The sequence below is a fragment of the Methylomarinum vadi genome, assembly GCF_000733935.1.
GTDB classification, from domain to species: domain Bacteria; phylum Pseudomonadota; class Gammaproteobacteria; order Methylococcales; family Methylomonadaceae; genus Methylomarinum; species Methylomarinum vadi.
Genome location: NZ_JPON01000001.1, coordinates 3115590 through 3140437 on the forward strand (window position 1 = coordinate 3115590; position 24848 = coordinate 3140437).

A 24848-nucleotide genomic window follows, 5' to 3' on the forward strand; every position below is an offset into this window, starting at 1 on the left:
AACGTTATGTCGGGCTCGGCGGAAAGGAGAGTGGAGGGGCTTTCAATGGCCAGCAGATTTGCTGGAGTCGGTATGATGATTCAGTTTTTGCCGCTGGCGGCGATACGGTTTTCGATTTTTTGTTTATATTGCAAGTAATGAATGCTGTGGGCTTGGACAAGCTCTTCGACGCCAAGCAACTCGGCGGAGACATCAATTTCATTGATATGGTAAGGATAAGTCTCGTGGCCGTGCCTGAACCGCAAAATATGTTCCTTGGTTGAGTAGAAAACGTCATCCGCAGAGGCCGACGAATATTTTCGTTCGTTGCAGGCAATCGTCGGTGGACTGTCCGGTTCCGCAGTAGGCGAAGTCGTAATGCGGATGTTCAGCGCCATGAAAGACTCTTGTGGTTTGATTTTGACGGCATGGCAGGATGGAACGCCGGCAGAGTTTTTTTGAATTTCATAAATACGAATTTTTGTTGCGTGCGCTATTTTGGTCTGGTCGATCAGGGTTTGTAAAAAGACAAGATAATCAACCAAAACCTGCTCCGGTTTGCTGTCGCTATGCTGTCGGGTAAACAACGCCGCTTTCTCGTCGATGATATAGATAGCGACATATTTTTCCGTGGCATGAAAAAAGATCTGTATCGTGTTGGCGGCTATATGGGCATAAAGAAACGGGATGAACGTATTGCTCAGTACATGCTGGTCGAAAAAAATGGGGGAGAATTGTTGCTGCGTAGCGGATAGCTCTCTTAACAATAAATCATTGGTGGCCAGTTTGCGATACGTTAAGTGTTGGGCATTATGAGTGAAGAGGTAATAGCCGCTTTTAGCCGGTACGATATAGCGCCAGTTTGAATTCTGGTTCCCGAAGAATTTAATTAATTGGTTAAATAGCACCTTAATGCGTAACACAATGCTTTTCGCGCGCAGCGGAGTGTAGCAGATCACATCCAGGCTATCGCTGGTGACGGGGGGGGTGCTTTGATTGAATACTTCCGTCAAACAGTGGAAAAAACCCTCGATATCGTGGAATCTCGCAAGACTGACTTCGCCCCAACTGGATAGAGAAATCCGCTCAATGCGCTGCACAAAACACGCCCGGTTCTCGCCGTAACTTAAAGGGTCCGAGCGTTCGCTCATAATGATCTGACCTTCTTCCCGGGCTTCGGGCAATGCCTCGCCGAGATTGAGAAACAGCAGCGAAGCCAGAAACTGGTTCGCATGATGGTAGGCTTCCAGCATTTCACCATCCGATTTTTTGTGGGAGGAAAAAAAACGCAGCAATTGGTCCAAAATCAACTGCGTTTCGGTCGGGCCGATGTTCAGGTTGATTGAATGGAGGTGAATTTTAACTCTGTTTTGGTACAAACCATTTAAGGCAATCCAACACAATAGTTCCAGCAGACTTTCCGCTTCCTTGACCGGCTTGGCGTTTTCTTTTTTGGGGTTTCCGACATAGCCGCAATACAAATGCCAAAGCGGTTCGGCATGTTCTTGATCGATTTCGATGAGGGATAATTCGTCCTCTTTTTTTTGGACGTTGCCTCGGGTCGTGATGATCTCGATCTTTCCCGGTTTGTGTTCTAAATAGGCATGCAGTTTTCGGCCGATCAATCTGAGATCCTGATTGTCGCGGTAATCTTCTTCGACATGTTGGCCGGCAAAGCGTACGATCATACGCAGGCATTGTTTCAATTGGTCGCGAATGACGGCATGTTCCTCGGTGGCTTTATGGATATCCCAGTAGCGATGCCTGCTGAAATTGGGCAGCAGATCTTCTGGCCAACGCCATTGTCGGGCGATTTCCTGCAAGTAATTCTCTCGAAGCGATCGTGCCTGTGGGTCCAGTGACCTGGGTGAATCGCCCATGATTTTTAAATAAAAACATTGCCGCGACAGCGCCAGCCTTCTTTGCGAGGCGACCAGGTGCAGATATTCCTCGACTTTTTCATAGATCAATAAATACGGGTCCAGCCTGTCTATATCGAACTCCCCTTGGTAAATGGTCTTTTTCAGGCTGCGGCTGACCCATTGCGGTTGCGGATATTCGCTGGCATAGCATTCCATCAAAAAAAGCTTCAACAGCGATTTGTAAGGGGAGCTAAGCGATTTGTAGATATGCCAAAGGGTCGCGCTGATAAACTCCTCTGCCGGCACCGCTTCCAGTCCGCCGAAATCGATGACATCGAGTTTCGAGATGAAACGGTTGGACAATAAATGGTCGACGTAGCCGCTGTAGTTGTCTTCTTGGTGGGGGGGGACGATCCACCAGGCAGGCGCCTTGCCGGCCAGATAAATGGCGGTGCGATAGAACTCTTCGAGCAATAAATAGTGTTGGGTTTGGCCGCTGCTTTCGGTTGAAATCGGCGTGTTCTCGCCTCGCCGAAATTGTTCGCTGTTCATCAAAAAGAAATGGACTTCGAGATTCAGCGACTGCGCCCATTTTTCCAAGGCGTGGGCTTTTTGTTGCAGTTCGTTGATCTCGGTGCTGGATAAGTGATCGGTATGGCATAGCCAAATATCCATATCGCTGGTTTTTGAGAAGGCGATGCTGCCGACGCTACCCATTAGGAAAATAGCCTCGATCGCATAATTTCTGAGGGCCTTGCGGGTGTAACGGTAACTCTTCGAAAATTGCTTGGCAGCGAGAATGGTTGTTTTGTTGGGGCTGTAGTCGGGAATGCCGCAAGGAGTGTCGGTGGAAATGAAACCGGGTAGCAGGGGGTGGTTTCGATGAAACAATAACGGCAGAAGATTTAAAAAGATCTGTTGCCGGGGTTGCAGAAAATTTTGCACGCTCTGCAAGCGGTATTGATTCAGATGTTTGAAGCGTTGAGTAATGGCATGAAGATCCTTGCTACTGATTTCCTCGCCAGGCGCGCCGAGGTTGATGGGAGGGTAATGTTTTTTCAAGGTCGTTGCGGCAAGTCGATGTTTTATATTCAAGTATAGAAAATCATAGCGGCAGGTGAAAAGATAGCTGAACAAAACATTCGTTGCCATCGTGATAACATTTGAAGCGGCTCAAGCTGGCATGGCCGATTTCGATTTGCAGGCTACTGCGAAAGGGGATATCGAGAAGGTGCATGAATAAACTGCGTATCACGCCGGCATGGGTGATGAGCAACACATGTCTACCGGTATTGTGTTCCAGCAAATGCTGCCAGCCGCATGCGACGCGGTGGCTGAAATCGGCATAATTCTCAGCATTGGGCGGAGGATGGTTAATAGGGTCTTCATAGTAGCGCTGCAATGCCGAGGGATCATGGGAAATGATTTGTTCCGCGGTTTTGCCTTCCCAGTCGCCAAAACCGATTTCCCGCCATGCTTGGTCCACCCTTAAGGGGGTGTTTTTTTGCCGGCTCAGCGCTACGGCAAAGGAATTGCAGCGGCCGAGCGGGGAACTGACGATGCAGTCGCCCTGCCAGTCCGAGGTTTGTCGTTCCATCTGCTGCCAACCCTTGGGCGTCAGAGGGTCGTCGGTGCGGCCCCGGTAACGGGGGCCGCCTTGGACTTCGCCGTGGCGGAGCAAATCGACAGTGGTTGTTTTCAAGCGCTTACAATTGCTCCCTGGCCGCCTCGACCGCTGCTCGGACTCTGTTCGGGGCGGTGCCGCCGATGTGGTCGCGGGCTGCTACCGAGCCTTCCAGTTTCAGTATGTCAAAAACATCCTCGTCAATACGGTCGGAAAATTGCCGCAGTTCCGGCAGGGAGATGTCGGCCAAATCGCGGCCGCTGTCGATGCCGAGTCGTACTGCCTGGCCAACAACTTCATGCGCATCGCGGAACGGCATGCCTTTGCGAACCAGGTAGTCGGCCAAATCTGTGGCGGTGGCAAAGCCTTGTTTGGCGGCGCGGTACATATTGTCTTTTTTCGCGCGGATGTGCGGCATCATATCGGCGAAGGCGCGCAGGCAGTTGACCAGCGTATCGGCGGTGTCGAACAGTGGTTCCTTATCTTCCTGGTTGTCCTTGTTATAGGCCAACGGCTGGCTTTTCATCAACATCAATAACGACACCAGATGGCCGGTCACGCGGCCGGATTTGCCGCGCACCAGTTCCGGAACGTCCGGGTTTTTTTTCTGCGGCATGATCGAGGAGCCGGTACAAAAGGCATCGGGCATGTCGATGAAATCGAATTGGGCGCTGGACCACAGGATCAGTTCTTCCGAAAAACGGGATAAATGCATCATGATCAGGCTGGCCGCAGCGGCGAATTCGATCGCAAAATCGCGATCGCTGACCGAATCGAGAGAATTGTTGGACGGCCTGCTGAAGCCCAGCAATTCGGCCGTCAGCCGGCGGTCTATGGGATAGGTGGTGCCGGCCAGGGCCGCGGCGCCCAGCGGCATGACGTTAATGCGCTTTAGGCAGTCTTGCAGGCGCTCGCGGTCGCGGGCCAGCATCTCGAACCAAGCCATTAGATGGTGGCCGAACGTGACCGGCTGGGCGACCTGCAGATGAGTGAAGCCGGGCATGATGGTGTCGGCTTCGCGTGCCGCCAAATTGAGGAGGGCGTGTTGCAGCCGACTCAATTGCGCCAGGATAGTGTCGATCTCGTTGCGTAGATACAAACGGATGTCGGTCGCAACCTGGTCGTTGCGTGAGCGGCCGGTATGCATCTTCTTGCCGGCGATGCCGATGAGCTCGGTCAGGCGCGCCTCGATGTTCATGTGTACATCTTCCTGTTTGATCGACCATTTGAATTCGCCGTCGGCGATTTCCTTGCTGATTTGTGCCAGCCCGTTTTGGATATCTTGCAGTTCTTGAGCCGTTAGGATACCGATCTTGCATAGCATTTCGGCATGCGCCAACGATCCCTGGATATCCTGCTGCGCCATACGCTGGTCAAAATCGACGGACGCGGTGAAGACTTCGACAAAAGCGTCGGTGGCCTCGGCAAAGCGGGCGCTGGAAAGCTTTTCGGTATTAACTGTACTCATGTGCAATCATTAATTTAACAAAATGGAAATGCAAAATTATACCGGGAATCTGCCGGTTTGTTCGGGCCCAAGTTAGCCATTCAATAAATATCGTCGATCATATTTTTAAACCAGCGGGGACGGAACAGGACCACATAGAGCGCGATCATTGCCGTTAGCGGGACGGGGCCGATATCGATTAGCATCAGCACGAGAAAGATGATGCCATATTTCATTCTGGAATAGAACTTTAGCAAAGTGTCGCCATCCAATTGAGAAAATTAACCGTGTTTAATCTAAAGGAGCAGGATTGAATCCGCTGCCGTATTCATTATGCCAACAATCATATTTTGACATGAAATCGAATGATTGGTTGCCCGTTCATTTTTTCTGGTTATTTTCTGCCGTTCAACCGGCCCCGGATTGTTCGACGTGTCTGGGTTAAGTTATTATCAATTCTTCGGATTTGCGCCGGGCTTTGATGGCGAACGAGTTATTTCAGCAGGCGACTGAGCTGGAGTGATCTTTGCCATTCGCCGGGTGGCAGGAGCTTTCCCAAACAATAGTTTTGGCCGCGATGCGGTCGGGGCAGATAGCGCATAAGCGGCTTTTTGAGAGGTCCCTCCAAGGGAGGGCTGTGCTCATGGCTGAAACTTCATCCCGATCTGCTTCTGGCATGCCGGTTCTATGTGCCGCTAAAACACGGCGGCGGGGATAATACCGCCAACTTGCTTAACTTAGCCTTGTCATTGAAATTTGTAAGATACTAATAAATAAAAATAAATTTATGGTATTGCAAGCAAGAAAAGGAGTATGCATTCTTAATGCATATAAATCAATGGCTTGAAGGTTTATGGTGCTACATTGACAACGCTGGGTTAATTTTATTCTGCTATTATGAGAAGACTAGGATAGACAAGGTGGAACCGGTGTCGGGCTATTGAGTCTTACTACAAAATTTAAATGGAGTTCGACGGTCATGAGAAGATTACTTTTGTTGCCTGTGCTACTGATGCTGACTTCATGCGCCACTGTCAATGTTGATGTTGATTACGACGATGCGGCCGATTTTACCCATTTGTATCAGTATGCTTGGTTGGAGGACAAACCGCCGGTTTCCGGCAATAAGCTGCTCGATAGCAATACCTTGATGCATGACCGTATTCATGCCGGTATCGATCAGTGGTTTAAGGAACATGGTTATTTGAAAGGCGATCCGAAGGAAGCCGATTTTCTGGTTCTCTACCGGATGGTCGTGGAGAACAAAACCAGAGTCACCGTGCTGAATCCTTATTACGATTATCCGTACAGTTGGCGCTTCGGTTACCGGCGCGGATTTTATTCTTCGTTCGCCTGGAGTTATTATCCTGAGCAGCGCGTTTACGAGTATCAGCGCGGTACCTTGGTGATAGATATTGTCGACCCGCACAGCAAAAAGTTGATGTGGCGAGGTATGTCCTATGAGGATATCAGTCCGTATACGACACAGAAGAAAAAACAGCGCTATGTCGATCGGGCCATTAAATCGATCTTGTCGCGTTTCCCGCCATTACAAAATGGCGACAAATAAGGTCCAAGAGCGAATCATGGCATTCGAATTCAGTCATTTGCAAGGAAAATGTTGTGCTACCAAGCGAACTTCGTATCTCGGAAGCGTCGGATCCATCCCCAGACAGAATGGGAATTGTCTCCAGGATCACTCTTTTCGTTTCAAAATGTGAACTGCTTCGCTCAAGGGAGAAGCGGGTGTCATTTTTCTGTCATATTTGCTTGCTATTCTGCGCTCTGTTTATTATTCGGAGTCTTTCCGGTAACACGTCCTTGATATACTCTTCATAGATCAAAAATCGGTACCGGATCCCTGGCAGAGGACGGCGTAAATACGTTCATGAAGGCTTCACCCGGCATCCGTGCTGTCAAGACCTCCGCCAAACACTCCGCTGCTTTCTTGGACACCGCCGAAATTGGAAATGCGATAAGTATTCCGGCCGTTATAAACTCGGCTGACGATATTCATACATGCCTTGAAAAGGATAGCTCTCCGTGTTCGCTCTGCGACTCCTCATCAGTTCTCGACATCTGCAAATAGCATGAAAATAACGCATATCTCTCGTTTGGTAACGCTCGGTCTTGCCCTAGTGATCGTCTTTTTTATCGCCGCCGTCAGTTGGTCTTTAAGCCATCTCAGCGAAGCCTTCCGCATGGTGGAAAAATATGGGCAACTGAAAACCCAAGTGACAAGAAATGTCCAGATTCCGATCAATGCTTACCTCGATTCCGGCGATGCGACTTTATTGAGTGAGGTCGAGGCCAATATTCAGGAACTGGCCGCGAAGGCAAGCCGGGAGGATGCCTTATCGCCCAGGGCGCGCAAGGTCTTCGGGGAGCTGTTGCAAGCGATCCGGCAGACCGTGGTCGTCGACTTGCGCGCGGCCGGGAAAATGGCCGATCCGCAGGTTTTATTGATCAATAATGAAAACCAGTTAGCGGATGAAATTGCCATATTGCAAAGTTATGTTGGGCGATCGAGCAATGTAGATGCGGCAAGCAGGAGGATGTATTTTGAGACGTTGGGGGAGATGCAGTTTGCGCTGCAACGCCTGGCAACAACACGGCAAAGCTATTTCAGTAGTCAGAGCGATGCCGCTTTAAAGACGGTTGAAATCTATCTGCAGGAGCTGGAGGAGAAGTCGGTCCAGTTGGCTGATTATCCGTCTCTTGGCGTCTACAAACAACAGGATCAAGGCGATGAAATGGCCGATTTGTTGGGATGGAATGGGGCGAGTGAGGATCGGCAAGAAGATGCCGGTATGGAGCATAAAGCCGAACTGGCGTCATTGATCGCTCGGTATCCCAAGGAATTGCACAATGCGCGGAAATTCATCGAGCGCAAGATTGCCGGCCGCACGGCTACGGACGAAAAAATGTCGGATCTGCAGCATCGGCTTGAACAATTGGGGCAATCGATCACGATGGATTATCAGGCCACAGAAAGCAGTTTATACGTCATGGTTGTCGTTTGTTTATCGCTGATCGTTGGAATCGGAGTGGCGATGCTGTTGCTGCTGCGACATATTGCGATGATTATCAATCACACCAGTACGTATCTGCATAAACTTGCCACAGGCGATTTGAGCTCATCGTTTGTCGTGTGCGGCAAGATCACCGAAGTCGCTCAGCTTAACCATGCGGTGGCGCAATTAAAAAGCTATTTCGAGCGCTTGATCGGCAATATCGATCAGGAGACCGCCACTTTGAACCGATGCCGCCAGGCCGTCATCGAGGGCGGCCGGCAAATGGAGCGGATCGTGGCTGGACAGCAGGAGCTGAGTGTCGCTGCAGCGGAGCAAATGAATCAGTTGTTGCTTTCGTTTCAGGATGTCGCCCGCAATGCGGGCGAGACACATGGTGCGACGACTCAGGCACAGGAAGGTATCGAAGGCGGGCTCGAACACATGCGCGGCACGCGGACGCAAGTAAACGAGCTGGCGATGGTGACAGAGGAAACCGCGGCATCCCTGCGGCAGTTGCAGCATGATGTCGAAGCCATTGAGGGCGTCTTGGGCGTGATTCAGGGATTCACCGAACAGACCAATTTACTGGCCTTGAATGCCGCGATCGAAGCGGCTCGCGCCGGAGAGCATGGGCGAGGCTTTGCCGTGGTCGCCGATGAGGTGCGTAAGCTAGCTTCGCACACTGCTGCGTCGGCCGGCGAGATACAGTATTTGCTGGAAAAGCTCAATAGCGCGACCCGTCAGACGGCCGGGTATATGCAAAAACAACAGCGGGCGGCGACTCTCGGCGTGCAAGCGGTCGAGGCGGTCAGCCAGGTTTTTGCCGCCATCCACGCCGCGATAAACGACATCCACGAGAAAAATGCTTTGATCGCAGCGGCGGCGGAACAGCAGTCGGCGGTGGCCGAGGAGGTTGCTCAGGGTATTCGTCATAGCGCTGACGCGGCCGGCGATTCCTTGGTTGAGGCGCAGAAAAACAAAGTCAGCGCCAGTGAGTTGACTAAAGTCGGCGACAATTTACAGGCTTTGGTCAGCCAGTTCATGATCCATTAGGCGAGTAGCCAGTTCGCTGATGGAAACGGGCGTGAGGCTGGCTCAGTGAGAAAGGGCCGTATCGGTCAACGGCCCCTGTTTCGGCTCTGGTTTGGGGTGTTAGTGGTCCCGTTGTACCGAAAAGCGGGCTAGTGACTCTAGCGCCTCTTTATATTGAGTCTCGGGTAGGCGCGTTAGGGCGTTGATGGCTTTTTGCGCGGCTTCGTCGGCGCAGTGCTCGGTGTATTCGATGGCGTTGGTCGCCTTGACGATTTCATAGACCTCGGCGAAAGCTTCGCGTGAGCCCTGCTTGATTGCGTTGACGACCACGTCGGCCTGTTGCTGGCTGCCGTGTTGGATGGCATGGATCAGTGGCAGCGTCGGCTTTCCTTCGGCCAGATCGTCGCCCAGATTTTTGCCCAAGTCTTCACTATTGGCCTTGTAATCCAGCGCATCGTCGATCAATTGGAAAGCGACGCCCAATTCCTGGCCGTAGGTTGCTAATGCCTCCTCGGTTTCTGTGTCGGCGCCGGAGAGAACCGCGGCGAGGCGGGTCGCGGCGCTAAACAAGATGGCGGTTTTGCGGGCGATGACTTCCAGATACTTTTCTTCGGTGGTTTCAGGGTTGTTGCAATTCAGCAATTGCAAGACCTCGCCCTCGGCGATGGCGGTCGTGGTCTTGGATAAAATCTCCATGACCCGCATGTTGTTGGTGCCGACCATCATCTCGAAGGCGCTGGAATAAAGATAATCGCCGACCAGCACACTAGCGGCGTTGCCCCAGACGGCGTTGGCGGAATCCTTGCCGCGCCTCAGTTCCGATTCGTCGACGACATCGTCGTGCAGCAAAGTCGCGGTATGGATGAATTCGATCACGGCCGCCATGACCAGGTGGTTATGGGTGACTTCCCCCAACGCCTTGGCGGCGAGCAACAGCAACATCGGACGCAGCCTTTTGCCGCCGCTGCCGATGATGTAATGGCTCATTTGGTTAATGAGGACGACATCGGAGCTCAGTTCGTCGATAATCAGCTGGTCAACCGCTTTTGCCTCGGCTACCGTCAGGTTTTTGATTGAATTAAAGTCAATGGGTGCCGAAGCGTTGAGTGAATCTTCTACTGCCATTATTTTTTAAGGTTAAGGATTCCTATTTAGGAATATTAAAATAACCAGCCATGCTAGTTAAAAATAGGGGCTGGTGTCAATAACTTTGATGTGCTATTTTATAGGCACCTAAAATTGTCGAATAAATTTTTGATTGACGACGATTTTTTTTATAAATATAATTGTCTGTTCACTTTTAACAGATTAAATGCTTGATGGAGCTTGCGCTGATGTATGCGGTAATTCAAACAGGTGGTAAACAGTACCGAGTCGAAGAAGGTGCGACCTTAAAAATAGAAAAGCTTGAACTGGGAACGGGTGACAGCGTTGAGTTTGATAAAGTGCTGATGGTGCAATCAGACGATGCTGTTAAAATCGGTCAGCCTTATGTCGAAGGCGGCAAGGTGACTGCCGAGGTCGTTTCCCAAGGCAGGCATAAAAAAGTTAAGATCATTAAATTCAGAAGACGTAAGCACCACATGAAACAAATGGGTCATCGTCAATACTACACAGAAGTCAAAATTACTGGTATTTCTGCATAACATAAAGGGGTTCAAAAATGGCTCATAAGAAGGCGGGTGGTAGTACCCGAAACGGACGTGATTCCAATGCCCAGCGTTTGGGCGTTAAACGCTTTGGCGGCCAGGAGGTAAAAGCCGGCAATATTTTGGTTCGTCAACGCGGTACTAAATTCCATGCTGGCGACAACGTCGGAATAGGCAAGGATCATACCTTGTTTGCCACTGCGGACGGTAAAGTGGTTTTTGAAGTGAAAGGTCCCAAAAACCGCAAGTACATCAGTATTGCGGCCGCATAAGAACTGCTTATGCTGTGACTGCAGCGCAAACGGAATCTGACAAAAGCCTCGTCCCTGTTGACGGGGCTTTTTTGTTTCTATCGGTAAGGTTATGAAATTTGTAGATGAAGCGGAAATTCGGGTGGAAGCGGGTGACGGTGGCAACGGCATCGCGACATTCCGCCGGGAAAAATTTATTCCGATGGGCGGGCCGGACGGCGGCGACGGCGGCGATGGCGGCAGCGTTTATCTGGTTGCGGCCGAGAACGTCAATACGTTGGCGGATTTTCGTTATCATTCCGTACACCGGGCTCAGCGCGGCCAAAACGGCATGGCGCGTAATTGTACCGGGCGCAAGGGCGAAGACTGTTTCGTCCATGTGCCGCCGGGAACGGTGGTTTACGAGGCGGAGACCGACGAAAAAATCGGCGATCTGACCAAGGCGGGGGAACGCTTGTTGGTGGCGAAAGGGGGGTTCCACGGCCTAGGCAATACCCGTTTTAAAAGCAGTGTCAATCGGGCGCCGCAACAGTTCACCAAGGGCTCGCCGGGCGAGCAGCGGGTGTTGCGGCTGGAGTTGATGGTGATCGCCGATGTTGGGTTGTTGGGGATGCCGAATGCCGGCAAGTCCAGCTTGATCCGGGCGGTATCGTCGGCGCGGCCCAAGGTGGCGGACTATCCTTTTACTACGCTGCATCCCAATCTAGGCGTGGTCAAGGTCGACGATCTGCGCAGCTTTGTGATCGCCGATATTCCGGGAGTTATCGAGGGGGCCGCAGAAGGCGCCGGCCTGGGATTGCAGTTTCTGCGGCATTTGTCCAGGACCGGACTGCTGCTGCATGTAATCGACGTGGCGCCTTACGAAAGCATGGAGGCGCCGGTAGAGGCGGCTCATAAAATCATCCATGAGCTCGAACAGTGGAGTGATGAATTGGCGGACAAGCCTCGTTGGTTGGTATTGAACAAAATCGACCGCTTGCCCGAGAACGAGGTTGACGGGCATTGCCGCCGAATTGTGGAGGAGTTGGGTTGGCAGGGTCCGGTTTATATCATTTCGGCCTTAAAAAAACAGGGTACGCAGGAATTGATGTACGCGATCATGGATTATTTGGAGCAGCAGCGTCAGGCGCAAGATGAATAGAGCTGATTTCGTCAAGACGAAACGAATCGTCGTTAAAATTGGTAGTTCCTTGTTGACCAATGGTGGGCAAGGATTGAACAAGCCGGCCATTACTTCCTGGGTGGCGCAGATGGCGCAACTCAGGGCGCAGGGCAAGGATGTGGTGCTGGTGTCGTCCGGTTCCGTGGCGGAAGGCATGAGCCGCCTGAAATTAAAGTCCCGCCCGGAAACCCTGCATGAATTGCAGGCGGCGGCTTCGGTCGGGCAGATGGGGTTGGTGCGGAATTTTGAGAACAAGTTTCAGGCGCATGGCTTGCTGACGGCCCAAGTTTTGTTGACCCACGACGACTTGTCCGATCGTAAGCGCTATCTGAATGCGCGCAGTACTCTGTTGACGCTGTTGGAGTTTGGCGTCGTGCCGGTGATCAATGAAAACGATGCGGTCGCCACCGATGAAATTCGATTCGGCGATAATGATACGCTAGGCGCGTTGGTCGCCAATCTGGTCGAGGCCGAGTTGTTGATCATTTTGACTGACCAGACCGGCTTGTATGATTCAGACCCTGGTATCAATGCCGGTGCCAAATTGATTGCTTGCGCTAGCGTCAACGATCGAACATTGGATGAGGTTGCGGGGGGCAGTCGCAGCGGCCTGGGGCGCGGCGGGATGTATACTAAGGTCAGGGCGGCGCGCTTGGCAGCGAGATCCGGTGCCGGCACCGTCATCGTTTCGGGGCAATTGCCGGATGTCATCACCGAGGTGGTTGCGGGAGCTGAGTTGGGGACGTTCTTGAGGCCCGACATCGCGCCGATGGCGGCGAGAAAGCGCTGGCTGGCGGGACAGTTGCAAAGCAAGGGGCGCTTGGTGCTGGACGATGGAGCAGTGCGTATTTTGCAAAGCGCCGGTAAAAGCTTGCTGGCCGTCGGCGTGAAATCGGTAAAGGGGGGGTTTAGGCGTGGCGACTTGGTCAGTTGCGTGGACGCTCAGGGAGTCGAGATTGCGCGTGGCCTGATTAATTATAATTCGGAGGAGGTCGTGAAGGTCGCCGGCAAGCCGAGTTCGCAATTTGAAACATTGTTGGGCTATGCCGATGAAGAGGAGTTGATACACCGCGATAATATGGTGCTGATCAGGTAAAAAGACTTGTGCGCGGACACAAAAAAGCCGGTTGCGTCGAGGGCGAACCGGCTTTTTGTTTGTTCTGCTTGGGCTTAGGCCATGGTGCGAACTTTCGCGTTAAGCCGGCTCTTGTTGCGGGCCGCCTTGTTTTTGTGGATAAGGCCTTTGTTAACAGCTGAATCGATAACGGGTACAGCTGTTTTTAAAGCGGCTTGAGCCTGCTCTTTGTCGCCGGCGTTGACAGCGGCGATAACTTTTTTGATGAAAGTGCGTAAATTGCTGCGTTGTCCCGCGTTGAGAACACGGCTTTTCTCAGCCTGGCGCGCTCTTTTTCTAGCTTGTGGTGAATTAGCCATGGTGTATCAATTCTGATTAGTGTTACAAGAACCGTGCATTATCTTTTTAAATGGTATGATTGTCAAATTTTTTAGCTTTATTCAGGGAGTAAGCGTTGAGTAGGCAATTGTTCAAATCCACCGCTATTGTCAGTAGCATGACCATGATTTCGCGGATATTGGGATTCATTCGGGACATGTTGTTTGCCCGTATCTTTGGAGTAGACTCCGGCACCGATGCTTTTTTTGTCGCCTTTAAGATTCCCAACTTCTTACGCCGTCTGTTTGCCGAAGGGGCCTTTGCGCAATCCTTCGTGCCGGTCTTGTCCGATTACAAGGAGCAGGGCGGGCGCGAGGCCTTGAAGGCGTTTATCGATCGTACCGGCGGTACGCTGGCCCTAGTTCTTATGCTAGTGACCATCCTCGGCGTGGTCGGCGCGCCGGTGCTGATTACGATTTTTGCTCCCGGTTTTTTATGGGAGGGAGAGCAATACGATTTGGCCGTACAGATGCTGCGCATTACTTTTCCCTATCTGTTTTTTATTTCCTCGGTGGCCTTTGCCGGCGGCATTCTGAACTCGCATGACAAGTTCGCGGTGCCGGCGTTCACGCCGGTATTTCTCAACCTGTGCATGATCGCTGCGGCAATCTGGTTGTCGCCGCTGATGCCCGATCCGGTTGTGGCGCTGGCCTGGGGCGTGTTCGCCGCCGGCGTGGTGCAATTGCTGTTTCAATTTCCGGCCTTGCTGCGGTTGGGGTTGGTGCCTAGACTGCGGTTCGGGTTTTACGATGCCGGCGTCAAACGGATCATGAAATTGATGCTGCCGGCTATATTCGGCGTTTCCATCACCCAAATCAACTTATTGCTGGATACTCTGATCGCTTCGTTTCTGGCGACCGGTAGCGTATCCTGGCTGTATTATTCGGATCGCCTGGTGGAATTCCCGCTGGGCGTGTTCGGCATTGCCCTGGCTACCGTGATTCTGCCAAGTTTGTCGAAAAACCATGCCGCCGACCAGCAGGAAGAATTCTCCCGGTCGCTGGACTGGGGTTTGAGGCTGGTGTTGTTGATCGGAATGCCGGCAGCGCTGGGCTTGTTTTTATTGGCCGAACCGATGCTGTCGACGTTGTTCCAATATCATGAATTCGGCCGCGACGATGTGCAGATGGCTGGGCTCAGCCTGCGAGCCTATGCCATCGGCTTACTGGGATTTATCCTGGTCAAGGTGTTGGTGCCGGGTTTTACTTCGCGCAAGGATACCAAGACGCCGGTGCGTTACGGCATCTATGCGATGATCGCCAATATGGCGATGAATGTCGCCTTGGTTTTTCCGTTGGCCCATGCCGGGTTGGCCTTAGCGACTTCGCTGGGTGCGTTTTTTAACGCTTCGCTGTTATTGTCTCGGTTACTCAAAGAAAAAGTTTACCGGCCGGGCAGGCGCTGGCGGATCTTTATCTTGCGCATCATACTGGCCAATGAAATCATGGCCGTATTCCTGTATCGCTTGGTCGATGCCGAGCTCTGGTTCGGCTGGGGGGCGGAGCAACGCGTCATGAATTTGGCTGCCTGGATCGGGTTGGGCGCGCTGGTCTATGCGTTGGCTTTGCTGCTGTCCGGTTTCCGCTTCAGGCATTTGTCGGCAAGATAAAGGGCGTTGGGATTCCGGCACAAGATTACAGTGAATTTTAGTTAAGGTAGAATAGTCCTTAATTTTGTGAACGTGAATTAATTCTTGGCAGGATATGAAAACAAAAGCAATTGGATTTATCGGCGGCGGTAACATGGCCGCCAGTTTGATAAAGGGGTTGATCGATAGCGGGCATTCGCCAAAGCAAATCTGGGTGTCGGATATTAATTCCGATACGTTGCAAGCGCTGGCCGCTAAATTGAAGGTTAATGTGACCCGTGATAACGCTACCGTGGTCAATGAAGCGGATGTCGTCGTACTCGCGGTCAAGCCTCAGGTGTTGCGCGAGGTTGCGGCCGGCGTCGCGGCGTTGGCGCAACAAAATAAGGTGTTGGTGGTGTCGATCGCGGCCGGCATCAGCCAGCTCAGTTTGTCGCAGTGGCTGGGCGAGCAGGTGGCCATCGTGCGCTGCATGCCGAATACACCGGCACTGGTGTTGACGGGAGCGACCGCGTTGCATGCCAACGAAAAAGTCAGCGATGAACAGAAAGATTTGGCGGAAAATATCTTGCGCGCCGTCGGGTTGACCTTGTGGGTCGATAACGAATGCGAATTGGATGCGGTGACGGCCGTATCGGGGAGCGGCCCGGCGTATTACTTCTTGCTCATGGAGGCGATGGAAAAGGCGGCGCAGGAATTGGGGCTTAGCGAACACATGGCCCGCTTGTTGGTCCAGCAAACGGCGTTGGGGGCGGCTAAAATCGCGTTGGAATCATCCGAATCGCCGGCACAACTGCGGGCCCGGGTTACCTCGCCGGGAGGAACGACGCAACAGGCCATCGAAATGTTTCAACAAGGCGAATTCGTATCATTGGTTTCCAAAGCGATGCATGCGGCCAGAGACAGAGCGGTCGAGATGTCTAAAGAATTAGGGGAGAAATAATGGGAACTTCATATATGACCGATCCATTCATTTTTTTGATCGATACCCTGTTTTCCCTTTACATTTTAGCGGTGGTTTTGCGTTTTTTATTGCAATGGACCAATGCGGATTTTTACAATCCGGTTTCTCAGTTCCTGGTCAAAGTGACGCATCCGCCATTGAAGATCATGCGGCGCTATATTCCTTCGGTCGGCCGGATTGATAGTTCTTCCCTGGTTTTGGCAATCTTGTTGCAGATGACCGCAGATTTTTCCATCCTGGCTATCAAGGGGTTGATGGTCAGTTTTCCGGCATTGATGATCTTGTCGCTGACGCAGCTGATATCCTTGTTTCTCAATGTTTTCATCTTCGCTATTTTTGCCCGCGCGATACTGAGTTGGTTCGATCCTGGACACTACAATGTGGCGTCATCGATACTTTATAGCTTGACCGAGCCGGTGCTGAATATTTGCCGGAAAGTCGTGCCTGACCTGGGCGGGATCGATTTGTCGCCGCTGGTGGGCTTGGTATTGCTGCAATTGGCGAAGATGATTATTTTGCCGCCGTTGCAGCAATTGGCCAGTTTGATCGGTTAATGTCGCCTTGCTCGCAAACGCGGTCTATTTATTGGCTATACTAATCGATGATATCAGGCCGGTTGTTATCGGTCTGATAGCCAGGCAAATGCCTATTGTTAGCGGAATAAATGCCGAACACACATTGTAGGGCTCAGTTTCCTCAAATTGATTGTTAAATGTTGAACCTTCGTGTCGCAAAACCTATCACTTTATTGGTCGCATTCCTGTTGTTGGAAGTCGGGGCGCAAGACCTTTATGCCAAAAAAATGTATCGATGGGTGGATGACAATGGCCGGGTGTTTTTTTCGGACCAGGTCCCCCAGGACCAGATTCAACATAAAAGGGAAGAGTTGAATGAAAGCGCCCGAGTGGTCGATGTGGTCGAGGAGGCTAAAACTCAAGAACAGGTCGAGTTGGAAAAAAGACTGGAAAAACTGCGCCGGGAGCAGGAAAAAATCATCGCCAAGCAGAAATCCCACGATAAGGTGTTATTAAGCACTTTTCGCAATGTTGAGGATATGAAGTTGGCGCTGAGAGGGAAAATGTCGGCTTTGGACGCGCAGCGCAAAGTTGCCGAAGGCAATCAGGTACGCCTGGAACTGCAACTGGACCAGCAGCAGAAACAGGCGGCCTCGTACGAGCGCAATGGACAGAAGGTGCCGCAAAAATTGCTGGATGAAATCGCGGCGACCAAGGAACAAATCGATACCGTCAAGATTGAAATCGCTCGGCATCTGCAAAAAAGGAAGGCGGTCAAGAAAGAATTTGAAACGGATATCGAACGTTTTATTTTTCTGACTCAGTCCAAAACGGAGCCGAGCCGGCTGAGCGGCAAAAGCGCCGAATATAAGGCCGCCAACGAATTGGGGCTTTTTGTCTGCGAGAACCAGCGGCAATGTGATAAAGCATGGGACCTGGCCCGCAGTTTTGTCGCCAAGTATTCCACGACTCCGGTCGATATCGATACTGATAAATTGATCATGCGTGCTCCGCCGAAGGATGATAATGATCTTAGTCTGTCGGTTTCCAAAATGGAATTGGGGGAACGTCGGCAGCAGATTTTTCTGGATATTCGCTGCCGTAAATCGACGATTGGTGTTGAACTATGTGCCGGACCCAAGGTAAAACGAATCCGGCACTCGTTCAGTAAGTATATCGAGTCGGGATTATCGTCTGAGCAATAACGTGCCGACCCCTTGGTCGGTGAACAGTTCCAGCAAAACCGCGTGGTCGACACGGCCATCGATGATATGTACGCTGTTGACGCCGCCTTTCAAGGCATCGGTGGCGCAGCGGGTTTTTGGAATCATGCCGCCGGAAATGGTTCCGTCAGCGATCAGTCTGTCGATATCGCCCAGCGACAAGCCAGTTAGAAGTTGGTTTTGTTTATCCAGAATGCCCCGGGTGTTGGTCAACAGCATCAATTTTTCCGCTTTCAATACTTCGGCCACTTTACCGGCCACTAAGTCTGCGTTGATATTATAGGAATATCCGTCCTTACCGACCCCGATCGGCGCGATGACAGGAATGAAATCGCTGTGGCCCAACATGTCGACCACGGAAGGGTCGATACTGCTGACTTCGCCGACATGCCCAAGGTCGATGATTTCGCTGGCATCGGTTTCGGGTGACGATTTCTGGAATTTGATTTTGCGGGCATGGATGAAATTGCCGTCCTTGCCGGTCAGGCCGACCGCCTTGCCCCCATGCAGGTTGATCAGGTTGACGATCTGTTTATTGACCAGTCCTCCTAGTACCATTTCGACGACATCCATCGTTTCGCTGTCGGTGACCCGCATACCGTCGACGAATTCGGTAGATTTGCCGATTTTTTCCAATAATTGGCCGATTTGCGGACCGCCGCCGTGTACGACGATCGGGTTGATGCCGACCAGTTTCATCAACACGATATCGCGCGCGAAGCTGTGTTTCAGTTCCTCGTCGATCATGGCGTTGCCGCCAAATTTTATAACGACGGTTTTGTCCTTGAATTTCTGAATATACGGGAGAGCTTCGATCAGGACATGAGCAATTTGATGGGCGGTGTTTTTTTTCATGGAATCGTGTTAGTTAAAAACGGCTCGAAAAGAATTGAAGAAGCATTGTAAAGTAGGGTGGCCAGATTTTGAAGTCTCTGCCAGAGGCGCACGCGGTTACCCAACAATCGAGGCCCAAGCATGCTTATATGGACTTCCGCTGTTTTTGATCAGGAACAATAACGAATGGCGTAGCGCCAATCGTCTTCTCTTTATCGCTTGATTAGTGCTCGACCTTAGAAAGGCAGGGATAGGTCCGGTTTGAGACTCAGCAGCAATTGTTTAAATTGTTCCTGGATGCGTTTCAAGGCCTGTTGGTCGTCGGCTTCGAAGCGCGCTACCAGGGACGGCGTCGTGTTGGAGGCTCTGATCAACCCCCATCCGTCCTCGAACTCGACCCGAATGCCGTCGATATTCAGGACATTGGCGTTGGGAAATTTGGCCGTACTGGAGAGTTGTTCGACGAAGCGAATGTTCTCCCCTTCCGGCATGGCGATCGTTATTTCTGGCGTGTTCACGCTGTCGGGCAGGGAGGCAAAGACTTCGCTGCTGGAGCGGGTATCGGCGGACAGGATTTCGATCACTCGCGCGGCGGCGTAAAGCCCGTCGTCAAAGCCGAACCAGCGGTCATTGAAAAAAATGTGGCCGCTCATCTCGCCGGCCAGCGACGCCCCGGTTTCCTTTAATTTGGCTTTGATCAGAGAATGCCCGGTTTTCCACATCAATGGCCGGCCGCCGTATTTTATGATTTGATCGCCGAGATGACGGGAGCATTTGACATCGAAAATGACTTCCGTCGCCGGTTTGCTGGCCAAGACATCCTTGGCGAAGAGCATCATTTGCCGATCCGGCCAGATGATCTTGCCGCTGGAGTCGACCACGCCCAAGCGGTCGCCGTCGCCGTCGAGAGCGATGCCGACATCGGCTTCGTGTCGTTTTACCGCCGTGATTAAATCCTGAAGATTTTCCGGTTTGCTGGGATCGGGGTGATGATTCGGGAAGCTGCCGTCGATTTCGCAAAATAATTCAATTAACTCGCAGCCGAGCGTTTTCAGCAGGATCGGCGCCAGTTCAGCAGCGGCGCCGTTGCCGCAATCCAATACCACCTTCATTGGCCGGACAATATGTATGTCCTCGGAAATGATGCCGATGTATTCGTTGGTAAACAGGGTGTTTTGTTCTATCGAGCCGCTGGCGCCAGTGGCGAAATCATTGTTCTCGATTCGCTGTTTTAAGGCTTGGATTTTTTTGCCGGCCAGCGTTTCGCCTTTCAGCATCATCTTAATGCCATTGTATTCGGCGGGATTGTGACTCCCGGTTATCATCGCCCCGCTGCGCCCGTCGCTATGATGAGCAACGAAATACAGCACCGGGGTCGGTATCAAGCCGATGTCAAGCACATCGAGACCCGTGGCGATAATGCCTTGCATCAACGAGGTAGCCAGTGCCTGGCTCGATTTGCGTCCGTCGCGTCCGACCACGATCGTTTTGACACCTTGTTGCTTGGCTTCGCTGGCCAGAGCCTGGCCAATCTTGAAGACTATCTCAGGCGTCAGGCTTTTATCGACCACGCCACGAATATCGTAAGCCCGGAAGATGTTTTCCGTATTCGGTTGGCTTTTCAAAACGCTGGGCATGGCCGTGGCGGGAGCTGGGGCGGGTTTCTTTTGCAGTTTGCTTGCGGGCGCTTCTTCTACCTTGATTTTCACCGGCTTACTCTCGCTGGTGTCAATGCCCGGCGTATCCAAGAAGCTGGTGTCCAGGCCTTCGTCGAAAAAATCATCCTCGAATTCCTTTTTCGTCTCGGGGGCTTCGTTATCCTGTTGATCGAGCACGCGTTTATACTGTACCAAGGTCGAGATGATCGATTTCATCTCATGCAATTGCACCGGATAGTTTCCGGCCATTTTGCCGCTGACCAAATCTTTAGTGACTTTGAAAATGCTAGCCTGATCCTGGCGTAAATAATCGGACAGTTTTCGGTAGCCGATAAAAAAAGCCAGGCAGGCGGACAATCCGCATAAGGCAATAGTTGCAAGGATCAGGGTCAATTCCGAAACGCCGGCCTGTTGTTCCGGCCAGTACAGGATAATCCAGGATGAATGCGGAATACGTAACTCCTGAGCTTGGGCCGTTTTGACTTGGGGGTCGCCGGCGCTACTGAGAATGGTGCGCTGTTGTTTAAGTTCGAACATGCCTTCGCTGATGCCGGCGCCGTTAACCGTGGCATTGATGAAATCGTATTTCATGCTGGCCAATAAAACTCCTATGGCTTTACCATCCTTGCTGACGAGGCTGGTAATGGCGAGGTGGCGATGTTCTCCTTCGCCCTGAACGGTCGGCGCTTGTTTGCCCTTGAGTGTGGCCTGAACCATTTCCAGGTCGGCGTATCCCATGTGCGGCGTCGAGGATTGATCGAGTTCGCTGACATGGGGGGGCAATAAGCGCAGGTTCAGCGTATCGGGTAACAATGTGGCCAATCTCTTGGAAAGCAATCGCAGTTCGTTGCGATTGTCCTGTTCGAACGCCTCGATCACTTCCGGCATTTGCGCCAGTTTGTCGACGCTGTCCTGTAATGTATTTAAGCGACTGGAAATGGCCAAGGAGATACCGCTGGCTAAGGCTGAAGTCGTTTTTTGTTTAGCCTGGCGGATATCCGGCAAGGAAAACCAATAGGCGCTAAAACCGGCGAGAACAATCAAAAATACCGCGAGCACAGATAAGATCGTGAAAATGCGGGACATCTTGGGATATCTCCTTGCTATAAGATAAGTTAATGGCGGCCGGTATGGCCAAATCCGCCAATGCCGCGGTGGCTTTCATCGAATTCGCTGACGCAATCGAATTGCACTTGCGTCACCGGCACGAAGACCATTTGCGCGATGCGTTCGCCTATGGCGATGGTAAATGCAGTGTTGCCCCGGTTCCAACAGGAGACAAAAACCTGGCCCTGGTAATCCGAATCGATCAGGCCGACCAGGTTGCCCAAGACGATGCCATGTTTATGGCCCAATCCCGAGCGGGGGAGCAATATCGCGGCCAGGCTAGGGTCGTCGATATGTATGGCGAGTCCGGTTGGAATCAGATACGTTTCGCCGGGTTCCAGCGTGACGGCATGGTCTAGGCAGGCTCTCAAATCGAGTCCTGCCGAACCGGAGGTGGCATAGTTGGGAAGGGGGATTTCATTGCCCAGTCGTTTATCCAGAATTTTAAGCTGTATTTTTTTCATTTAACCTTGCGGCAATTAAGCGTATGAGTTGTTCTGCCAAATGTCGTTTATCGGTCATGGCCAAGTCTTTTTGGCCATGGCGCCAGAAAACCTTCAGTGCGTTCAGATCGCTATCGAATCCGCCCTGTTTTCCACCGACCCAATTGGCGGCAATCATGTCCAAATTTTTGCTCAGCATCTTGTTCTTTGCATAATTTTCCAGGTCGTCGGTTTCAGCGGCGAAGCCGACCACGAAGGGCTTGTGCTCAAGCGCCGCGACACTGGCCACGATATCGGGATTGCGCTGTAGTTTGATGACGCTTTCTTCACCCTGTTTTTTGATTTTTTGTGCTCGCACATCCGCCGGCCGGTAATCGGCGACCGCCGCCGCGCCGATGTAAATATCGAAATCCTGGGCGCGGGGAACAATCGCGTCATACATTTGTTCGGCGCTTTCCACATTGACGATTTCGATGTCGCCGGGAGGTTGTAGATTTACCGGGCCACTAATCAGGGTTACTAGTGCGCCTGCTTTTTTGGCGGCATTAGCTATAGCATAGCCCATTTTGCCGGAACTGCGATTACTGATATAACGCACCGGATCCAATGCTTCACGGGTCGGACCGGCACTGATCAGTACTTTTTTGTTGAGTAATGGCTTGTCGCTGGTCGACTCGGTTAGCGCCGCGCAGATTGTTTCCGCTTCGGCCATTCTGCCCAAGCCGGTTTCGCCGCATGCTTGGTCTCCCGCTTCCGGGCCGATTAGATGGACGCCGTGGCTTTGTAAACGGGCGATGTTTTCCCGGGTAACAGCTTTGCGCCACATCGCCTGGTTCATCGCCGGTGCCAGATAGATCGGGCATTCAGCCGCGAGAGACAGTGTCGAGAGCAAGTCGTCCGCCAGACCGCAGCTCAATTTGGCGATCATATTGGCCGTGGCGGGGGCGATAACGACGGCATCGGCCCAACGAGCGAGATTGATATGTCCCATGGCGTTTTCTTCGTCGGCGTCCAGCAATCGACTATGGACAGGGTTGCCGCTCAAGGCTTGAAAGGTCAACGGAGTGACGAATTGTTTGGCCGATTCGGTCATTACCACGCGAACTTCAATACCTCGTTTTTTCAATAGGCGCACCAGTTCGGCGGATTTGTAGGCAGCAATGCCGCCACAGACTCCTAGCAAAATTCGCTTGTTGATAGGGTTATTCCTTTCGACAGTTTAAATAGCTGTTTATTATGGCAAACGGGGGACGATTCTTCTATGCTTAATTTGAAGACGAGGGAAGCCGGCGCCGGGCCCGGCGCCAAAAGACGTCGTGAAGAAATCGAGAAAACGGGAGGAACCGATAAACCGTCGGCCGACTACAGGAGTTAGTCGGTTGGCGCGAGCTCGGGGATACGGTTGATAGAGGGTTATGCTATGGGAATAAAGGACTGGCCGGCGGAAGACCGGCCGCGGGAGAAACTGTTGCACAAAGGGGCGGGGGCGCTGACCGATGCGGAATTGTTGGCCATTTTTTTGCGCACCGGCACGCAAGGCAAATCGGCGGTCGACCTTGCCAGGGAATTATTGAACGATTTTGGTTCCCTGAAAGCGTTGTTGGAGGCTGATCAAGCGCGTTTTTGTTTGGCAAACGGGTTGGGCACGGCCAAATATGCCCAGTTACAAGCGGTTTTGGAAATGGCCAGGCGCCATTTCGAGGAGATTCTGCAACGAGGCGATGCATTGACCAGCCCCGATATTACCCGGGCCTATTTAAGCGCGCAATTGCGCGGCTACAGTTACGAGGTGTTTGCCTGCTTGTTCCTGGATAATCAACATCGGGTATTGCAGTTTGAAGAGTTGTTTCGGGGGACGATAGACGGGGCCAGCGTCTATCCCCGGGAAGTCGCCAAAAAAGCCTTGTCCCATAATGCCGCGGCGGTAATTTTCGCGCACAATCATCCTTCCGGAATCAACGAACCCAGTCAGGCGGATAGGCAGATTACCGATAAGCTCAAGCAGGCGCTGGCCTTGTTCGATATTCGGGTGCTCGATCATTTTATCGTTGGTGACGGCGTCCCCTATTCCTTCGCCGAGCATGGCTTGGTGTAAATCACCGTGAAGTAGTAGGTTGTCGCTTAGTCTTGCGTCAGGCGGATCTCCGCTTCCCGGTATTTGGCGGCGCATTGCTCGGTGACTTCCGCTGGCAAGGAAGGGCCGGGAGCGGTCTTGTCCCAGTCCAGTGTTTCCAGGTAATCACGCAAGTATTGTTTGTCGAAGCTTGGTGGACTGATGCCAACCTGGTATTGATCGGCCGGCCAGAAACGGGAGGAATCCGGCGTCAAAACTTCATCGATCAGGTACAGTGTTCCGTCCTTATCCAGGCCGAATTCAAATTTGGTATCGGCGATGATGATGCCGCGTTCCCTCGCGTAAGTCGCGGCTTCCGAATATATTTTGAGGCTCGCCTCGCGGACTTTTTCCGCCACGGCTTGTCCGAGCAGCGGGATCGTGTCGGCGAACGAAATGTTGATGTCGTGATCGCCGACCTCGGCCTTGGTGGAAGGGGTGTAGATCGGTTCCGGCAGTTGGGAGGCTTGTTGCAGGCCGGCGGGTAATTTAATGCCGCCGACCTCTCCGGTTTTTTGGTAATCCTTCCAACCAGAACCAATCAGATAACCGCGTACAATCGCTTCCACCGGCAACGGTTGCAGTCGTTTAACGATAATCGCCCGACAGGCCACATGGGCCCGTTCCTCGGCGTCGGGTATGACTTGCTGCAACGTCAAATCGGTGGCGAGATGGTTCGGCATGATGTGCCGCATTTTGTTGAACCAAAAATTGGAGACACTGGTCAGCACGCGTCCTTTTCCCGGGATCGGGTCCGGCAGAATGACATCGAACGCCGACATTCGATCGGTCGTGACAATCAGCAGATGTTGGGCATCGATCTCGTAAATATCACGGACTTTTCCGCGGGCCAGCAGTTTTAAATTCGAGATTGAAGATTCGTAAAGTGCGGCGGGAACATTCATAATAAGGGGTAATAAATAACAATTA

Annotated in this window: 22 protein-coding genes; 11 read left to right on the forward strand and 11 right to left on the reverse strand. The window is 52.1% G+C overall.

Annotated elements, in window-relative coordinates:
• Positions 1 to 80: 80 nt before the first annotated feature.
• From EP25_RS0115490 to EP25_RS24070, 4 genes are all read right to left on the reverse strand, one after another.
• On the reverse strand, positions 81 to 2903 hold the full coding sequence (locus tag EP25_RS0115490; RefSeq protein WP_031434737.1) for a class I adenylate cyclase: 2823 nt from the start codon (positions 2901 to 2903) through the stop codon (positions 81 to 83).
• Between the two features lie 43 nt (positions 2904 to 2946).
• Positions 2947 to 3543: a histidine phosphatase family protein gene (locus tag EP25_RS0115495; RefSeq protein WP_031434738.1), complete on the reverse strand. Its 597-nt coding sequence runs from the start codon at positions 3541 to 3543 to the stop codon at positions 2947 to 2949.
• A 4-nt stretch (positions 3544 to 3547) separates the two neighbouring features.
• Positions 3548 to 4933 (reverse strand): argininosuccinate lyase, encoded by a 1386-nt coding sequence (argH, locus tag EP25_RS0115500; RefSeq protein WP_031434739.1) that lies wholly within the window; start codon positions 4931 to 4933, stop codon positions 3548 to 3550.
• Between the two features lie 80 nt (positions 4934 to 5013).
• Complete coding sequence (locus EP25_RS24070) at positions 5014 to 5148, reverse strand: hypothetical protein (protein WP_268745417.1); 135 nt, start codon at positions 5146 to 5148, stop codon at positions 5014 to 5016.
• A 743-nt stretch (positions 5149 to 5891) separates the two neighbouring features.
• Here EP25_RS24070 and EP25_RS0115510 point away from each other — a divergent pair.
• On the forward strand, positions 5892 to 6482 hold the full coding sequence (locus tag EP25_RS0115510; protein ID WP_084191061.1) for a DUF4136 domain-containing protein: 591 nt from the start codon (positions 5892 to 5894) through the stop codon (positions 6480 to 6482).
• Positions 6483 to 7002: 520 nt separating this feature from the next.
• Positions 7003 to 8979, forward strand: a complete 1977-nt coding sequence (locus tag EP25_RS0115520) for a methyl-accepting chemotaxis protein (protein WP_031434741.1) — start codon at positions 7003 to 7005, stop codon at positions 8977 to 8979.
• A 99-nt stretch (positions 8980 to 9078) separates the two neighbouring features.
• Here the strand turns inward: EP25_RS0115520 and ispB are convergent, their stop codons facing one another.
• Positions 9079 to 10083, reverse strand: coding sequence for an octaprenyl diphosphate synthase (gene ispB / locus EP25_RS0115525; protein WP_031434742.1), 1005 nt, complete (start codon positions 10081 to 10083; stop codon positions 9079 to 9081).
• Positions 10084 to 10292: 209 nt separating this feature from the next.
• On the opposite strand from ispB, the gene rplU reads away from it, so the two are divergent.
• From rplU to proB, 4 genes are all read left to right on the forward strand, one after another.
• Positions 10293 to 10604: a 50S ribosomal protein L21 gene (gene rplU / locus EP25_RS0115530; RefSeq protein ID WP_031434743.1), complete on the forward strand. Its 312-nt coding sequence runs from the start codon at positions 10293 to 10295 to the stop codon at positions 10602 to 10604.
• A 17-nt stretch (positions 10605 to 10621) separates the two neighbouring features.
• Positions 10622 to 10879, forward strand: coding sequence for a 50S ribosomal protein L27 (gene rpmA / locus EP25_RS0115535; protein ID WP_031434744.1), 258 nt, complete (start codon positions 10622 to 10624; stop codon positions 10877 to 10879).
• Positions 10880 to 10970: 91 nt separating this feature from the next.
• Positions 10971 to 11999, forward strand: a complete 1029-nt coding sequence (gene cgtA, locus EP25_RS0115540; RefSeq protein ID WP_031434745.1) for an Obg family GTPase CgtA — start codon at positions 10971 to 10973, stop codon at positions 11997 to 11999.
• Complete coding sequence (gene proB, locus EP25_RS0115545; protein WP_031434746.1) at positions 11992 to 13116, forward strand: glutamate 5-kinase; 1125 nt, start codon at positions 11992 to 11994, stop codon at positions 13114 to 13116. Before cgtA ends, proB begins: the two co-directional genes overlap by 8 nt.
• Before the next feature lie 74 nt (positions 13117 to 13190).
• Here the strand turns inward: proB and rpsT are convergent, their stop codons facing one another.
• Positions 13191 to 13454: a 30S ribosomal protein S20 gene (rpsT, locus tag EP25_RS0115550; protein ID WP_031434747.1), complete on the reverse strand. Its 264-nt coding sequence runs from the start codon at positions 13452 to 13454 to the stop codon at positions 13191 to 13193.
• A 95-nt stretch (positions 13455 to 13549) separates the two neighbouring features.
• On the opposite strand from rpsT, the gene murJ reads away from it, so the two are divergent.
• The 4 genes from murJ to EP25_RS0115575 all read left to right on the forward strand — a co-directional run bounded on the left by murJ (position 13550) and on the right by EP25_RS0115575 (position 17745).
• Positions 13550 to 15082 (forward strand): murein biosynthesis integral membrane protein MurJ, encoded by a 1533-nt coding sequence (gene murJ, locus EP25_RS0115555; RefSeq protein WP_031434748.1) that lies wholly within the window; start codon positions 13550 to 13552, stop codon positions 15080 to 15082.
• A 94-nt stretch (positions 15083 to 15176) separates the two neighbouring features.
• Positions 15177 to 16004 (forward strand): pyrroline-5-carboxylate reductase, encoded by an 828-nt coding sequence (proC, locus tag EP25_RS0115560; RefSeq protein ID WP_031434749.1) that lies wholly within the window; start codon positions 15177 to 15179, stop codon positions 16002 to 16004.
• Complete coding sequence (locus tag EP25_RS0115565) at positions 16004 to 16579, forward strand: YggT family protein (RefSeq protein ID WP_031434750.1); 576 nt, start codon at positions 16004 to 16006, stop codon at positions 16577 to 16579. The genes proC and EP25_RS0115565 overlap by 1 nt, the downstream gene beginning before the upstream one ends.
• Positions 16580 to 16737: 158 nt before the next feature.
• Positions 16738 to 17745: a DUF4124 domain-containing protein gene (locus EP25_RS0115575; protein WP_235185921.1), complete on the forward strand. Its 1008-nt coding sequence runs from the start codon at positions 16738 to 16740 to the stop codon at positions 17743 to 17745.
• Here the strand turns inward: EP25_RS0115575 and argB are convergent.
• The 4 genes from argB to coaBC form a co-directional block, all read right to left on the reverse strand.
• Complete coding sequence (gene argB / locus EP25_RS0115580; RefSeq protein ID WP_031434752.1) at positions 17728 to 18618, reverse strand: acetylglutamate kinase; 891 nt, start codon at positions 18616 to 18618, stop codon at positions 17728 to 17730. The genes EP25_RS0115575 and argB overlap by 18 nt on opposite strands.
• Positions 18619 to 18833: 215 nt before the next feature.
• Positions 18834 to 21341 (reverse strand): phosphomannomutase/phosphoglucomutase, encoded by a 2508-nt coding sequence (locus tag EP25_RS0115585; protein WP_031434753.1) that lies wholly within the window; start codon positions 21339 to 21341, stop codon positions 18834 to 18836.
• A 29-nt stretch (positions 21342 to 21370) separates the two neighbouring features.
• Complete coding sequence (gene dut, locus EP25_RS0115590) at positions 21371 to 21826, reverse strand: dUTP diphosphatase (RefSeq protein ID WP_031434754.1); 456 nt, start codon at positions 21824 to 21826, stop codon at positions 21371 to 21373.
• Positions 21807 to 22988, reverse strand: coding sequence for a bifunctional phosphopantothenoylcysteine decarboxylase/phosphopantothenate--cysteine ligase CoaBC (gene coaBC, locus EP25_RS0115595; RefSeq protein WP_235185922.1), 1182 nt, complete (start codon positions 22986 to 22988; stop codon positions 21807 to 21809). Before coaBC ends, dut begins: the two co-directional genes overlap by 20 nt.
• Before the next feature lie 237 nt (positions 22989 to 23225).
• On the opposite strand from coaBC, the gene radC reads away from it, so the two are divergent.
• Positions 23226 to 23900, forward strand: a complete 675-nt coding sequence (gene radC / locus EP25_RS0115605; protein ID WP_031434756.1) for a RadC family protein — start codon at positions 23226 to 23228, stop codon at positions 23898 to 23900.
• Positions 23901 to 23926: 26 nt separating this feature from the next.
• Here the strand turns inward: radC and EP25_RS0115610 are convergent, their stop codons facing one another.
• The gene (locus EP25_RS0115610; protein ID WP_031434757.1) at positions 23927 to 24823 is read right to left on the reverse strand and encodes a phosphoribosylaminoimidazolesuccinocarboxamide synthase; all 897 of its coding nucleotides are present in this window, start codon (positions 24821 to 24823) and stop codon (positions 23927 to 23929) included.
• Between the last annotated feature and the right edge of the window lie 25 nt (positions 24824 to 24848).

Excerpts from the sequence above, each read along its gene's own strand:
- argH (WP_031434739.1), bottom strand. The coding sequence starts at position 4,933 with ATGAGTACAGTTAATACCGAAAAGCTTTCCAGCGCCCGCTTTGCCGAG.
- EP25_RS24070 (WP_268745417.1), bottom strand. The coding sequence starts at position 5,148 with ATGAAATATGGCATCATCTTTCTCGTGCTGATGCTAATCGATATCGGC.
- EP25_RS0115510 (WP_084191061.1), top strand. The coding sequence starts at position 5,892 with ATGAGAAGATTACTTTTGTTGCCTGTGCTACTGATGCTGACTTCATGC.
- EP25_RS0115520 (WP_031434741.1), top strand. The coding sequence starts at position 7,003 with ATGAAAATAACGCATATCTCTCGTTTGGTAACGCTCGGTCTTGCCCTA.
- ispB (WP_031434742.1), bottom strand. The coding sequence starts at position 10,083 with ATGGCAGTAGAAGATTCACTCAACGCTTCGGCACCCATTGACTTTAAT.
- rplU (WP_031434743.1), top strand. The coding sequence starts at position 10,293 with ATGTATGCGGTAATTCAAACAGGTGGTAAACAGTACCGAGTCGAAGAA.
- rpmA (WP_031434744.1), top strand. The coding sequence starts at position 10,622 with ATGGCTCATAAGAAGGCGGGTGGTAGTACCCGAAACGGACGTGATTCC.
- cgtA (WP_031434745.1), top strand. The coding sequence starts at position 10,971 with ATGAAATTTGTAGATGAAGCGGAAATTCGGGTGGAAGCGGGTGACGGT.
- proB (WP_031434746.1), top strand. The coding sequence starts at position 11,992 with ATGAATAGAGCTGATTTCGTCAAGACGAAACGAATCGTCGTTAAAATT.
- rpsT (WP_031434747.1), bottom strand. The coding sequence starts at position 13,454 with ATGGCTAATTCACCACAAGCTAGAAAAAGAGCGCGCCAGGCTGAGAAA.
- proC (WP_031434749.1), top strand. The coding sequence starts at position 15,177 with ATGAAAACAAAAGCAATTGGATTTATCGGCGGCGGTAACATGGCCGCC.
- EP25_RS0115565 (WP_031434750.1), top strand. The coding sequence starts at position 16,004 with ATGGGAACTTCATATATGACCGATCCATTCATTTTTTTGATCGATACC.
- EP25_RS0115575 (WP_235185921.1), top strand. The coding sequence starts at position 16,738 with ATGTTGAACCTTCGTGTCGCAAAACCTATCACTTTATTGGTCGCATTC.
- argB (WP_031434752.1), bottom strand. The coding sequence starts at position 18,618 with ATGAAAAAAAACACCGCCCATCAAATTGCTCATGTCCTGATCGAAGCT.
- EP25_RS0115585 (WP_031434753.1), bottom strand. The coding sequence starts at position 21,341 with ATGTCCCGCATTTTCACGATCTTATCTGTGCTCGCGGTATTTTTGATT.
- dut (WP_031434754.1), bottom strand. The coding sequence starts at position 21,826 with ATGAAAAAAATACAGCTTAAAATTCTGGATAAACGACTGGGCAATGAA.
- radC (WP_031434756.1), top strand. The coding sequence starts at position 23,226 with ATGGGAATAAAGGACTGGCCGGCGGAAGACCGGCCGCGGGAGAAACTG.
- EP25_RS0115610 (WP_031434757.1), bottom strand. The coding sequence starts at position 24,823 with ATGAATGTTCCCGCCGCACTTTACGAATCTTCAATCTCGAATTTAAAA.